This is a genomic window from Ralstonia nicotianae (genome assembly GCF_018243235.1).
In the GTDB taxonomy this organism is placed as follows: Bacteria; Pseudomonadota; Gammaproteobacteria; order Burkholderiales; family Burkholderiaceae; genus Ralstonia; species Ralstonia nicotianae.
In genome coordinates, this window is record NZ_CP046674.1 from 1,916,785 (window position 1) to 1,929,501 (window position 12,717).

Annotated in this window: 11 protein-coding genes; 7 read left to right on the forward strand and 4 right to left on the reverse strand. The window is 65.5% G+C overall.

Features of this window, described 5'->3' with window-relative positions:
- The first annotated feature begins 439 nt into the window (after nucleotides 1-439).
- The 7 genes from GO999_RS08710 (at nucleotide 440) to GO999_RS08740 (ending at nucleotide 9,276) form a co-directional block, all read left to right on the forward strand.
- Complete coding sequence (locus GO999_RS08710; RefSeq protein WP_249215011.1) at nucleotides 440-3,910, forward strand: TAL effector repeat-containing protein; 3,471 nt, start codon at nucleotides 440-442, stop codon at nucleotides 3,908-3,910.
- 255 nt (nucleotides 3,911-4,165) lie between these two features.
- Nucleotides 4,166-4,612, forward strand: coding sequence for a GNAT family N-acetyltransferase (locus GO999_RS08715; RefSeq protein ID WP_011001754.1), 447 nt, complete (start codon nucleotides 4,166-4,168; stop codon nucleotides 4,610-4,612).
- 22 nt (nucleotides 4,613-4,634) lie between these two features.
- Nucleotides 4,635-4,853 carry a hypothetical protein gene (locus GO999_RS08720; RefSeq protein WP_211906134.1) on the forward strand — a complete coding sequence of 73 codons (219 nt, stop codon included), beginning with the start codon at nucleotides 4,635-4,637 and terminating at the stop codon, nucleotides 4,851-4,853.
- A gap of 94 nt (nucleotides 4,854-4,947) precedes the next feature.
- A complete protein-coding gene (locus GO999_RS08725) occupies nucleotides 4,948-6,336 on the forward strand; it encodes a lysine N(6)-hydroxylase/L-ornithine N(5)-oxygenase family protein (RefSeq protein WP_019718805.1) in 1,389 nt (462 codons plus the stop codon).
- Nucleotides 6,336-7,826 carry a methionine--tRNA ligase gene (locus GO999_RS08730; protein ID WP_211906135.1) on the forward strand — a complete coding sequence of 497 codons (1,491 nt, stop codon included), beginning with the start codon at nucleotides 6,336-6,338 and terminating at the stop codon, nucleotides 7,824-7,826. The genes GO999_RS08725 and GO999_RS08730 overlap by 1 nt, the downstream gene beginning before the upstream one ends.
- Nucleotides 7,823-8,167, forward strand: a complete 345-nt coding sequence (locus tag GO999_RS08735) for a cupin domain-containing protein (protein ID WP_016723091.1) — start codon at nucleotides 7,823-7,825, stop codon at nucleotides 8,165-8,167. Before GO999_RS08730 ends, GO999_RS08735 begins: the two co-directional genes overlap by 4 nt.
- Nucleotides 8,168-8,652: 485 nt before the next feature.
- Nucleotides 8,653-9,276: a flavin reductase family protein gene (locus GO999_RS08740; protein WP_211906136.1), complete on the forward strand. Its 624-nt coding sequence runs from the start codon at nucleotides 8,653-8,655 to the stop codon at nucleotides 9,274-9,276.
- Nucleotides 9,277-9,286: 10 nt separating this feature from the next.
- Here GO999_RS08740 and GO999_RS08745 read toward each other — a convergent pair whose 3' ends face one another.
- The 4 genes from GO999_RS08745 to GO999_RS08760 form a co-directional block, all read right to left on the reverse strand.
- Nucleotides 9,287-9,730, reverse strand: a complete 444-nt coding sequence (locus tag GO999_RS08745) for a MarR family winged helix-turn-helix transcriptional regulator (protein ID WP_011001759.1) — start codon at nucleotides 9,728-9,730, stop codon at nucleotides 9,287-9,289.
- Between the two features lie 92 nt (nucleotides 9,731-9,822).
- Complete coding sequence (locus GO999_RS08750; protein ID WP_043876743.1) at nucleotides 9,823-10,524, reverse strand: maleate cis-trans isomerase family protein; 702 nt, start codon at nucleotides 10,522-10,524, stop codon at nucleotides 9,823-9,825.
- A 53-nt stretch (nucleotides 10,525-10,577) separates the two neighbouring features.
- Nucleotides 10,578-11,609 carry a carbon-nitrogen hydrolase family protein gene (locus GO999_RS08755; protein ID WP_011001761.1) on the reverse strand — a complete coding sequence of 344 codons (1,032 nt, stop codon included), beginning with the start codon at nucleotides 11,607-11,609 and terminating at the stop codon, nucleotides 10,578-10,580.
- Between the two features lie 144 nt (nucleotides 11,610-11,753).
- Nucleotides 11,754-12,713 (reverse strand): fumarylacetoacetate hydrolase family protein, encoded by a 960-nt coding sequence (locus GO999_RS08760; protein ID WP_019718808.1) that lies wholly within the window; start codon nucleotides 12,711-12,713, stop codon nucleotides 11,754-11,756.
- Between the last annotated feature and the right edge of the window lie 4 nt (nucleotides 12,714-12,717).

Genomic DNA, 12,717 nt, shown 5'->3' on the forward strand with positions numbered 1-12,717 from the left:
GAGCGTATGAGGTGCAAAACCGCCCGAGCAGACGGGGCAATCGGCTCTTTCATGCTGCACACGGCGCTGCATTCGCTCCAGACTTCGCATCGTTTGCGCCTGATCGGCTTTGCGCCGATGGCTCGGTGCGACGGAACGCGTTCTGAGCACCATCCTTAGGAATCAGGATGCAATGAGAATAGGCAAATCAAGCGGTTGGTTGAACGAGTCCGTGTCTCTTGAATATGAACACGTGTCTCCACCGACACGGCCTCGAGATACCCGTCGCCGGCCTCGCGCCGCCGGCGGCGGCGGGCTCGCGCATCTGCCTCGCCGGCTCGCGGTCGGCTACGCGGAGGACACGCCGAGAACCGGGGCTCGGTCTCCGGCGCCGCGCCGCTCGCTCCCTGTGGCACCTGCATCCGCACCGCCTGCACCGTCCCTCGTTCCGGAACCCCCTATGCCGGTCAGCCTTCCTGTCGTATCGAGCCCGCGCTTCTCTGCCGGCAGCTCGGCAGCCATCACCGATCCTTTTCCGAGCCTTCCGCCCACGCCCGTGCTGGATGCGATGACTCGCGAACTGGAGGCGCTGTCCGACGCTACCTGGCAGCCAGCCGTACCGTTGCCCTCCGAGCCGCCCACTGATGCGCGGCGCGGCAACACGGTATTTGACGAAGCGTCTGCATCATCGCCGGTGATCGCCTCGGCCTGCCCTCAAGCGTTTGCCAGCCCACCGCGAGCACCGCGCTCGGCGCGAGCCCGCAGGGCTCGGACAGGCGGTGATGCTTGGCCGGCCCCGACTTTTCTTAGCCGCCCCTCGTCATCCCGCATCGGCCGTGACGTGTTCGGGAAACTGGTCGCACTCGGCTATTCCCGTGAGCAGATCCGGAAGCTCAAGCAGGAGAGCCTGAGCGAAATTGCGAAGTATCACACCACCTTGACAGGACAAGGGTTCGCGCACGCCGACATCTGCCGGATCAGCCGCAGACGGCAGTCGCTCCGGGTGGTCGCCAGGAACTACCCGGAGTTGGCTGCGGCGCTCCCTGAGCTGACCAGGGCCCACATCGTGGACATCGCTCGGCAGCGATCGGGCGACTTGGCGCTGCAAGCGCTGCTACCCGTGGCGACCGCACTGACAGCGGCCCCCCTGAGATTGAGCGCCTCGCAAATCGCGACCGTTGCGCAGTACGGCGAGCGGCCGGCCATCCAGGCCCTTTATCGGCTGCGCCGGAAGCTCACGCGAGCACCGCTGCATCTCACACCGCAGCAGGTGGTGGCCATTGCCAGCAACACTGGCGGCAAGCGGGCGTTGGAGGCGGTTTGTGTGCAATTGCCCGTGCTGCGCGCGGCCCCCTATAGACTGAGCACCGAGCAGGTGGTGGCGATCGCCAGCAACAAAGGCGGCAAACAGGCGCTGGAGGCAGTCAAGGCGCACCTGCTGGATCTGCTCGGAGCACCCTATGTGCTCGACACCGAGCAAGTCGTGGCCATTGCCAGCCACAATGGCGGCAAGCAGGCACTGGAGGCGGTCAAGGCGGACCTGCTGGATTTGCGCGGAGCACCCTATGCGTTGAGTACCGAGCAAGTCGTGGCCATTGCCAGCCACAATGGCGGCAAACAGGCACTGGAGGCGGTCAAGGCGGACCTGCTGGATCTGCGCGGAGCACCCTATGCGTTGAGTACCGAGCAGGTCGTGGCCATCGCCAGCCACAATGGCGGCAAGCTGGCACTGGAAGCGGTCAAGGCGCACCTGCTGGATCTGCGCGGAGCACCCTATGCGTTGAGTACCGAACAAGTCGTGGCCATTGCCAGCCACAATGGCGGCAAACAGGCGCTGGAGGCGGTCAAGACACAACTGCTGGAACTGCGCGGAGCACCCTATGCGTTGAGTACCGCCCAGGTGGTCGCCATCGCCAGTAACGGTGGCGGCAAACAGGCGCTGGAGTGGATTGGCGAACAGCTGCTGAAACTGCGGACTGCACCCTATGGGCTGAGTACCGAGCAGGTGGTCGCCATCGCCAGCCATGATGGCGGCAAACAAGCGTTGGAAGCGGTCGGTGCGCAGTTGGTGGCGCTGCGCGCGGCGCCTTATGCGCTGAGTACCGAGCAGGTGGTGGCCATCGCCAGCAACAAGGGTGGCAAGCAGGCACTGGAGGCGGTCAAGGCGCAACTGCTGGAACTGCGCGGAGCACCCTATGCGTTGAGTACCGCCCAGGTGGTCGCCATCGCCAGCCATGATGGCGGCAAACAAGCACTGGAAGCGGTCGGTACGCAGTTGGTGGCGCTGCGCGCGGCGCCTTATGCGCTGAGCACCGAGCAGGTGGTGGCCATCGCCAGCCATGATGGCGGCAAACAAGCGTTGGAAGCGGTCGGGGCGCAGTTGGTGGCGCTGCGCGCAGCGCCTTATGCGCTGAGCACCGAGCAGGTGGTCGCCATCGCCAGCAGCCATGGCGGCAAACAGGCGCTGGAGGCGGTCCGGGCACTGTTTCCGGATCTGCGCGCGGCGCCTTATGCGCTGAGTACCGCGCAACTGGTGGCCATCGCCAGCAACCCTGGCGGCAAACAAGCGCTGGAGGCAGTCCGGGCACTGTTTCGGGAGCTGCGGGCGGCGCCCTATGCGTTGAGCACCGAGCAAGTGGTAGCCATCGCCAGCAACCATGGCGGCAAACAGGCGCTGGAGGCCGTCCGGGCACTGTTTCGGGGTCTGCGAGCCGCGCCTTACGGACTCAGTACCGCGCAGGTGGTGGCCATCGCGAGCAGTAATGGCGGCAAACAGGCGCTGGAGGCGGTCTGGGCGCTGCTACCGGTGTTGCGCGCCACACCCTACGATCTGAATACCGCGCAGGTGGTGGCCATCGCCAGCCATGATGGCGGTAAACCGGCGCTGGAAGCGGTCTGGGCGAAATTGCCGGTATTGCGCGGGGTGCCCTATGCGCTGAGCACCGCGCAAGTGGTGGCCATTGCCTGCATCAGTGGCCAGCAGGCGCTGGAGGCAATCGAGGCGCACATGCCTACATTGCGCCAAGCCCCCCACAGCCTGAGTCCCGAGCGGGTGGCGGCGATCGCGTGCATCGGCGGCCGATCAGCCGTGGAGGCCGTCAGGCAGGGGTTGCCGGTGAAGGCGATCCGGCGGATACAGCGCGAGAAAGCCCCTGTAGCCGGGCCGCCACCAGCCTCTCTTGGCCCAACCCCGCAGGAACTCGTGGCGGTCCTGCATTTCTTCCGTGCACATCAGCAGCCCAGACAGGCCTTTGTCGACGCACTGGCAGCGTTCCAGACCACCAGACCGGCACTGTTGAGGTTGCTCAGCAGTGTTGGGGTCACCGAAATCGAGGCGCTCGGCGGCACGATCCCCGACGCCACCGAGCGCTGGCAGCGCCTGCTTGGCCGGCTGGGCTTCAGGCCGGCAACCGGCGCTGCCGCGCCTTCGCCTGATTCCCTGCAAGGGTTCGCCCAGTCACTTGAGCGCACGCTCGGGTCTCCCGGTATGGCAGGGCAATCGGCTTGCTCACCACATCGCAAGCGGCCTGCCGAGACGGCCATCGCACCGCGGTCGATACGGCGCAGCCCCAACAATGCGGGCCAACCCTTCGAGCCATGGCCCGATCAACTGGCATGGCTCCAACGCAGGAAACGTACCGCTCGTTCGCACATACGGGCCGATTCGGCGGCAAGCGTGCCGGCAAATCTCCACTTGGGCACGCGAGCCCAGTTCACGCCAGATCGTCTTCGGGCCGAACCGGGACCCATCATGCAGGCTCACACATCGCCGGCATCGGTCAGCTTCGGTTCTCACGTTGCTTTCGAGCCTGGTCTGCCGGACCCCGGTACGCCCACCCCAGCAGATCTTGCATCGTTCGAGGCTGAGCCGTTCGGCGTCGGGCCGCTTGATTTCCACCTCGACTGGCTTCTGCAAATATTGGAAGCGTGACAGTCGCCAACGTTGCGCCACCAGTTTTTTATTCCGAATGTCAGAATCAAGAAATTTTCAGGTGTTATGTTTCATCATGGCGGATAGCATAACTGCCTTTAGCAATGCGTTTATCAAATCATGAAGCACCATCAACATTCATCATCAATGTGATGGCGACACCATTTTTAAATCAATTTCTGAAGGCGATCGCCTGCCGCATGACTCGTCGCCCTGGAGTGGGGCACCAGTTGGTTGCCGGCGGGATAACAACCCATGACCATCAGACACTACGAACCGCGCGATCTTGGCGAAATCATTCGATTGTTTAATGATTATCGGGTGTTCTACGAGCAGGACTCAGACATCAAGCTTGCCGAGCGGTTTATTCGCGAAAGAATAGAAGGCGATGAATCGCTGATATTCGTGGCGGACGCCGGCAACAATGCGCTGGTCGGTTTTTGCCAGTTGTATCCGACGTTCTGTTCGGTGGCTGCTGCACCGATCTACGTTTTATATGACCTGTTTGTGTCGCCCACCGTCCGGCGCCAAGGCATCGCGAAGCAGTTATTGCAGGCTGCGGCGTACCAAGCGAAGGTCGATGGCAAGGCCCGCATTGATCTGACGACGGGCAAACAGAATGTCAACGCACAGGCGCTTTACGAAATGCTTGGCTGGAAGCGCGACGAGCGCTTCTACACCTACAACCTCACGATTGCGTAGTGGGCCGGTGCGGCATCGCCGCGTGGAATACCGGCTGCTCCAGGAATGGCCCGTCAATATCAACCTGAATTCCCGGCGCCCCTGGCGTGTACCCGCCGGCGTCTGCTTCAGACTCCGGGCACCGCACCCGGGCGCCGGCATCCGCCACGCGCTTCACCCGTCGGCGGCATATCACCTGTTCAATCAGGGCCGCGTCAACCTCGCCGTTTTGCGTCGCGGCGGCGGCACCCACTTCAAATGACCTTGTTGAATCCGGCGACCGACATGTCACATACCACTGTACTCATGCTGTCTCTAACACGCCTTGCCGCTGAACCCAGCCTGGAGCCGCTGCGATGAAGCCGACTGCTTGCACAACCCCAGCCGGCGAGATTCTCGATGTGGTCGGCATCGGGATTGGCCCGTTCAACCTGAGCCTGGCTGCGTTGCTCGCCGAAGCCGGATACGACCGCACCGTATTTCTCGAACGCAAGCCGTATTTCAGCTGGCATCCCGGCATGCTGCTCGAGGGGACAACGCTGCAGGTGCCGTTTCTTGCCGATCTGGTCAGCCTGGTCGCGCCAACGAGCCGCTTCAGCTTTCTGAACTATCTGCAGGCCCACGACCGCCTTTACAAGTTCCTTTTCTTCGAGAACTTTCATATCCCTCGGCGGGAGTATGACCACTATTGCCAGTGGGTCAGCGGTCAATTGCCCAGCCTGCGGTTCGGTAGCGAGGTCACGCGTGTCGACGTGGTGGACGGTTGCTATCGCGTGACGGCGCGCGCAGGCAACAGCGAAAGCATCCACTACGCGCACAACCTTGTGCTCGGCACCGGCACGCAACCGTGGTTACCGGCGTGCCTGCATACGCTCGCACAGCGCTTCCCGGAAAAGGTGATGCACACCGCCGACTACGCGCGACACTTCGATATCGCAGGCAAACAGCGTGTGCTGGTGCTGGGCTCCGGTCAGTCTGCCGCGGAAGTCATCCAGGCCCTGCTCAATCGACAGTGCGACGACGAGGCGCCGCAATGCGAGCTGGACTGGGTCACCCGGGCCCCGGGTTTCCTGGCGATGGAATACTCGAAGCTGGGGCTTGAGCATTTCACGCCGGACTACACCGCTTACTTCCACGGGCTTGCGCAGAGCGTCAAGGATCGGGTAGTGCCGAAGCAGGGCCTGTTCTACAAGGGCATCAGTTCCAAAACGATCTCGGCGATCTACGACTGCCTGTACCACCGCAGTGTCGGTGACGCCCCGCTGCCGGTTCACCTGCGCGCCTTGAGCGAACTGCGCCACGTGGAGCCGACCGCGAATGGGCGGCTCGATGCGCGGTTCACTCACCTGCAGACAGGCCACACGTTTTCCATTGTGGTCGACGCGATCATATCGGGCTCGGGCTACCGGTATACGTTGCCGTCGTTTCTCGATGGCCTGGGCGACCGTGTCCATTACGACGACATGAAACGGCTGAAGATCGACGCCGGTTATCGGGTCGAGCATCGTGGTCCCGGGCAGATCTTCATGCAGAACGGCGAACTGCACACGCACGGCATCGGTGCGCCCGATTTGGGCCTCGGTGCTTGGCGGGCGGCGCACATTGCCAACCGGATTGCCGGGCATGAGCTGTATCGCCTGCCGTCGCGGGTGGCATTCCAGACGTTCGGGGCCGGCGCGGAAACATCACCATCGACCGCCGGCACGACACCCAGCCCCTCACATCAGACCATCGAGGCGATTTGATGAAAGCTCGCAAAACGTACGTGCTCATTCCGGTGATGCCGACACCGAATGGCCCGCTGCATCTTGGCCACATCGCGGGCCCGTTCCTCAAGATGGACATGCTCGCGCGGCATCTGCGGCGCAACGGCAACACGGTCGCGCTGGTCTCCGCGACGGATCCTTATGAGACCCATGTGCTGCCCCGCGCCGACGAACAGAACAAGCCCGTCGAGCAGATCTGCGCCGAAAACCATCGGGCGATTCACCGTTGCCTGCAGGCACTCGACATTCGCTACGATGCTTTTATCGATCCGCTCGCATCGCCGTACCGGGCACGCCTGAACGGCATTACGCGCGAAGTGCTCGACGACCTGCATGCGCAGGGACGGCTGCACGCGCGCAACGAGCCGGTCCACATCAGCCGCCGAACCGGGCGGATGCTCGTCGGCAGCCGGATCGTCGGCACGTGTCCGTGTTGCGGCGTCGAAATGGGCGGCTACCATTGCGAAGGGTGCGGAATGGAGGTCTCGCCCCGCGACCTGATCGCCCCGCGCGCCGAACCGGCGGACGACACGGTTGAGGTGGAAGCGCGGGCCAGTGTTTTCGTCGACGCCGATCTCCCCGCGCTCCAGCGGCGGATGCTCGAAGCGCGGGTGCCGGCCGACTTCCGCCGCATCGCCGAACGGTTCATGCATGCAACGGGCAGCGCGGTGCGGCTCTCGAACCCGGGCGAATGGGGCGAGATCTGGCCCAATACGCTGGCAACCGCACCATCGGTGGTGTTCTCCTACACGGCGCTGTTCATGCTGTCGGTACTGTGCGGCGAGGCGGCGCGTGAAATCCTCGCGCTCGACCACAATCCGTTTGATCGGTGCTCCGACGCGCTGATCGTCACCAGCTTCGGATTCGACAATACGGTGCCTTTCTGCGTGGGCGTGGAGACGCTCGCGCAACACAGCAGGCGCTACCGCGGCTTCGACCGCTGCTTGACGAACTTCTTCTACACGCTCGACGGCCGGAAGTTCTCGACGAGCCGCCAGCACTGCATCTGGGCCGACCAGGCGGTACGGGAGCTGGGCGTGGCCTCGGACGTGCTGCGCTATTTCCTGGCCAAGACCAGCCCGGAAAGCGGACCGAGCGATTTCTCGCGCGACGGCTTCGACGCGTTCCGGCGCGCGATCGAACCCCGCCTGGCGCAGATGAAAGCCGCGGTTGAATCCGGCATTGGCGGCGATGCAGCCGTTCCCTATGCGGACACATTGGCGCGACTTGTCGCGGACATGGACGCGGCTTTCGACGTCGATCATTTCAGCCTGCGTGCCGCGACACGCTGCATTGATCAATGGCTCGCACTCCCATGGCAGCCGGCGCATGCCGCCGCGTATGTGCGCGGCTTTTGCATGCTGGCCTATCCGGTCATGCCCGAGCTGGCCTCGACCCTGTGGAGCCAACTCGGCCACGAAGGCCTGCCTCGCTATCTAGCCGCGACCGAACTGGAGGAAGCCGCATGACACGTTCGCCCATCCGCCTGGCTTTCCGGGCAACGCAGGTCTCGGAGACGGGGCTGAGTGTCGATGAAATCGATTTCGGTTGTTTTCGCGCGGGCGCGACGTTCGAAGCGTCGCGCTTTGAAGTCGCCGTCGGCGGGTTTTCGCCCCCGGAGAAACATCCCGAGCGCGAGATCTGGATGATCGCGGCCGGCTCGGGCAGGCTTCATTATCGCGGCGAGGTGACGGACGTGCGAAGCGGCGATTGTCTGACATTCGACCCGAACACCGAGCACAGCGTGCATAACACCGGTACCGAGCCCATGCGCATCTTCTCGGTCTGGTGGACCGAGCGCGCACCGTGACGCGAAGCGGCTATTCTCGGCCGCATCGGGGGTGAGCATCGGCCGAGCCCGGGGCCGCTCACCGCATTGGTGACGACGCCCGTGATGGCACGGATCGGCCAGTGTGGCATCGGGTTCGTGATCCTGCAGCTTTGGCTCATACAACACACCGCGAGCGCCACGATTTCGCAACGTGCGGCGGGCGGGACGGCGGGAGGCCGATACACGCCCGCCGATGGACAAGCCGAGCCGGACCATGCGGCCCAGGCGATGGCGCTTGCATTGCGTGAGCGGGGGAGCCGGTTCCCCGACACGGCAGCGCTTGCGCAACGGTACGCCCGCGCAACGCAGCGGTGCGCTCGCCTCACGCAAGGCCGATCCGCTATCCGATCTCTGTCCTGCCTAGCCGGTTCTGGCCGATTGTCGGCCGTACCGCGCCTGCCCGCGCGCCGGTTGCGGTAAGTTGGCGGCAACGCGATTCCGCAAGCCCGCAGCATCCCTGGCACATGTGCACTGACGACGTTTTCAGCTACCCGATACAGGCCGGTCACGGCCTGCCGCATGACCCCATTCCCGCGATTCTCGGGCCGCGGCCGATCGGCTGGATTTCCACGCGCGATGCCGAGGGCCGGCTCAATCTGGCGCCGTACAGCTTCTTCAATATCTTCAACTACAAGCCGCCGCTGGTCGCGTTCTCGAGCGTCGGCAAGAAGGACAGCATGCGCAATGCCGAAGCGACCGGCGAGTTCGTCTACAACCTCGCGACGCGCCCGCTGGCGGAGCAGGTCAACCAGACCAGCATCGACGCGCCGCCGGGTGTCGACGAGTTCGCGCTGGCCGGCCTGACGCCCGCGCGCTGCATCGAGGTGGCCGCGCCGCGCGTGGCGCAGAGCCCGGTCTCGCTCGAGTGCAAGGTGACGCAGGTGCAGCAGCTGGCCGGCATCGACGGGGTGGCGCTGAATACGTGGATGGTCTTCGGCGAAGTCGTCGCGGTGCACATCGACCGCGCGCTGCTGCGGGACGGCATCTACGACACCGCCGCGGCCCAGCCGATTCTGCGCGCCGGCGGGCCCGCCGACTACTTCGAGGTCTTGCCGCAGGGACGCTTCAGGATGTACCGGCCGAGATAGGCGGCCGGGCTCAGTCCTGGGGGGCGTGCCGGCTGATGAGCTCGTGCAGGATGTCCTTGAGCGTATCGATTTTCTGCTGGCTCATGGGCTCCAGGATCGCGCGCTCATGCTCTTCGGCCAGCGCGATCAGGCCGGAGACCAGGCGCCGGCCGTTGCGCGTGACCCGGACCAGGGTGTAGCGGCGGTCGTCGCGGCTGGTGGAGCGCTCCACATGGCCTTGCGCCTCCAGGCGCAGCAGCAGCCGCGTGACGGTCGGCTGCTTGCTCACGGCCTTTTCGGCCAGCACCGAGATGCTCATGGGGCCGTTGCTTGCCAGGGTCGACAGCACGCGCCACTCCAGCACCGACAGCCCGTGCTGCTCCACCACCGCGTGGAACTGGGTCGAAACCAGGTGCCAGGCCCGGCCGAGGAGGGCCGGCAGGTAATCGTCGACAAATGCCTTGGTTCGGGTCATGCCCTTCGCTGCCTCGTCATCCGCTGGAAACAGCGGCGATTCTACCTGCCCCTCCCCGGTGGAGGCGGGCCGATCCGCCCCCCGCGCCATGGTCAGTACGCTCCCGACAGCAACGAGCCGAAGCCGGGCACCTTGGTGTCCAGGCCCAGCCGCTTGAGCATCAGGTAGGTGGTGGCCACGGACGAAGACAGCACGGGCAGGCCGGTGCGATCCTCGATGGCCTGCACCGACGGCAGCGATGGCATCTGCACGCACGCCGAGGCGACGATGGCATCGACGCCCGTGGTCTTGAGCCGCTTGGTGATCTCGATGGGCGCGCGCGGGTCTTGCCGGCCCACCTCCAGGTTGTCGGGAATCTCCAGCGAGATGCTGTCGACGACCTCGATGCCTTCGTTCTCGATGTAGTCGATCACCAGCTGCGTCAGCGGCTTCATGTAGGGCGCCAGCAGCGACACCTTGCGGGCGCCGATGGCCTTCAGGCCGTCGACCAGCGCGCCGGCGCTCGTGACCACGGGGGCGGGGCCGCCGTTCTCCTGCGTGCGCTGGTGCAGCCGCGCTTGCGAGACGCGGTGATAGCCGAGCCCCATGCTCATGATCGCCACCAGGCAGGCGTAGCCCAGCACGTCGACGCGCGCGTCGGAGAGCTCGAGCGCGCAGCGGTCGCTGTCGGCGTCCATCGCCGCCAGCTCTTCCTTGGTGACGTGCTTCATGCGCATGCGGCTGGAGTGGAACGTGAAGCGCTCCGGCTGCGTCAATTCGCGGGCACGCAGGATGGCCGGAATTTCGGTCTCCATGGTGGTGTTCGAGGACGGCACGATCTGGCCGATGCGGTAGGCGCGAGCGGTACTCACGAGAGATTCTCCAGGTTCGAGTCGGGGGCGGATTCAGCGGCGATGGCGCCGCTGTCCGGGTCGATGGCGTCGTCGAACTGCGCGGCCCGCAGCGGCTTGCGGTTGACGCGCAGGTCGAAGATGTCGAAACGGTTGTAGTGGCCGGTGATGTCGTGCATCTGGCGCGGCTGGATGCAGCGCGAGAGGTCGATGTCGGCGTAGACGATGCCCTCCTGGTCGATCAGCGGCTGGCCGATGACGCGGCCGTCCGGCCCGAGGATGCCCGAGAAGGCACTGTTGCGCCGCGCCAGGAGCGCGCGCGATTGCGGATGGGTGGCGGCCATGGCCTCGATGATCTCCTCGGAGACGGTCGAGCAGGACACCACGGTGAAGACCTTGCCCTCGAAGCAGTGGGCCGCCGCACGGACCTTGATGGCTTCGGCCATGTCGTAGTCGGGCGGCGCCACCGGCAGCGAGATGTAGCTGGCCACGTGCACCAGCTCGCCCTGCGCGAGCAGCGCGAAGCGGGCCAGCGTGTTGGTGTTCTCGCCGCAGGCCAGCGCGCCCAGCGGGCCGATGCTGGTGTCGTGCACGCGCAAGGCGGAGGCGTCGCCGGGGGCCCAGGTCAGCTTTTCGGCCCAGGTCGGCACCAGCTTGCGGTGGCGGCCGAGGATGCGGCCGTCGTCCGCGATGGTGACGATCGTGTTGTAGAGCGTGCCGATGCCGTAGCGGCTGCGCTCGTTGACCCCGATCACCACGTTGATCCGGTGGCGCGCGGCGGCCTGGGCGATCTTGGCGATCTCCGGGCCGGGCAGCTCGATGGCCGAGCGCGCGAGCTTTTCGAACCACGGGCTGCCCTCGACCGGATTCATGATCCAGCTCCAGTAGGGGTAGCCGGCCACGAACACTTCGGGAAAGGCCACCAGGCGCGCGCCGTTCTCGGCGGCTTCCTGGATCAGCCTGCACACTTTGTCGACGGTGGCATCGGTGTCGAGAAAGACCGGCGCTGCCTGCACGGCGGCCGCCTTGAATTGCGGGAGTTCAAGCATGATGGTGTCCGGAATGAAAAGCGCGGAGGCGCCTGATGCGCCCTCGCGGCGGGCAGAGCGGGGGTTCGACAGCCCGGGCACAGGTTTGGGCGCCCGGGCGGTGGCAGGGCGCAGGCCGACATCCGCCTGCCGCCCCTGTTTCGGTCAGGCCACGCGCCGCACCGGCTGGCCGGCCTCGACCTGCGCGCTGTCGCCGACCGCGACCACGGGGTGGCGCAGCGCCCCGATCTTTTCCAGCTGCGCCTCGATGATGTCGCCGGGCCAGACCCATTCCTGCGGATCGCGGCCGGCGCCCACGCCTTCCGGCGTGCCGGTCGCGATGATGTCGCCCGGCTCCAGCGTGATGCCGGCGCTGATGTCGGCGATCAGCGCCGGCACCTTGAACAGCATGTGGCGCGTGTTGGAATCCTGCTTGGTCACGCCGTTCACCTTCAGGCTCAGGTCCAGGTTGTGCGGATCGGGAATCTCATCGGCCGTGACGATGACGGGGCCGAAGGGGGCGTACGTATCCTGCCCCTTGGAATAGATCCACTGGCCGGCGCGCCGGCAGTCGCGCGCGCTCATGTCGATCAGCAGGCTGTAGCCGAACACGTGGGCGAGCGCGTCGGCCTCGCCGACCCGCTTGGCGCGCGTGCCGATGATGACGGCCAGCTCCACTTCCCAGTCCAGTTGCCGGGTGATGGCGGCGTTGTGCTCGATGGCATCGCCCGGGCCGATCACCGTGGTCGGCGGCTTGCTGAAAATGACGGGCTGCTTGGGCAGTTCCTTCGCGGTGTCCAGCGTGCGGCTCGACTCGGCCACGTGTTCGACGTAGTTGAGGCCGATGCCGAAGATGTTCTTGCGCGGCCGGGGAATCGGCGCGAGCAGCTTGACGTTGGCCAGCGGCACGGCGGTGCCCAGCGGCCAGTTGCCGCGGTATTCGTCGAGCAGCGCGGTGGTTGCCGCGACCGCGTGGGGCCCAAGGTCGATGAACGCCAGCATGTCGGCGGGCAGGTCGCAGCCGACATGCTCGCCGAAGCGCTCCAGGTCGACGACGAGGTTGTCCACGATGGCGCCGAGGCGGGCGGCCGCATTCACGTGGGCGCGGAAGGTTACGAGTCGCATGGTG

Excerpts from the sequence above, each read along its gene's own strand:
- GO999_RS08740 (WP_211906136.1), top strand. The coding sequence starts at position 8,653 with ATGTGCACTGACGACGTTTTCAGCTACCCGATACAGGCCGGTCACGGC.
- GO999_RS08760 (WP_019718808.1), bottom strand. The coding sequence starts at position 12,713 with ATGCGACTCGTAACCTTCCGCGCCCACGTGAATGCGGCCGCCCGCCTC.
- GO999_RS08750 (WP_043876743.1), bottom strand. The coding sequence starts at position 10,524 with ATGGAGACCGAAATTCCGGCCATCCTGCGTGCCCGCGAATTGACGCAG.
- GO999_RS08745 (WP_011001759.1), bottom strand. The coding sequence starts at position 9,730 with ATGACCCGAACCAAGGCATTTGTCGACGATTACCTGCCGGCCCTCCTC.
- GO999_RS08730 (WP_211906135.1), top strand. The coding sequence starts at position 6,336 with ATGAAAGCTCGCAAAACGTACGTGCTCATTCCGGTGATGCCGACACCG.
- GO999_RS08755 (WP_011001761.1), bottom strand. The coding sequence starts at position 11,609 with ATGCTTGAACTCCCGCAATTCAAGGCGGCCGCCGTGCAGGCAGCGCCG.
- GO999_RS08725 (WP_019718805.1), top strand. The coding sequence starts at position 4,948 with ATGAAGCCGACTGCTTGCACAACCCCAGCCGGCGAGATTCTCGATGTG.
- GO999_RS08735 (WP_016723091.1), top strand. The coding sequence starts at position 7,823 with ATGACACGTTCGCCCATCCGCCTGGCTTTCCGGGCAACGCAGGTCTCG.
- GO999_RS08710 (WP_249215011.1), top strand. The coding sequence starts at position 440 with ATGCCGGTCAGCCTTCCTGTCGTATCGAGCCCGCGCTTCTCTGCCGGC.
- GO999_RS08715 (WP_011001754.1), top strand. The coding sequence starts at position 4,166 with ATGACCATCAGACACTACGAACCGCGCGATCTTGGCGAAATCATTCGA.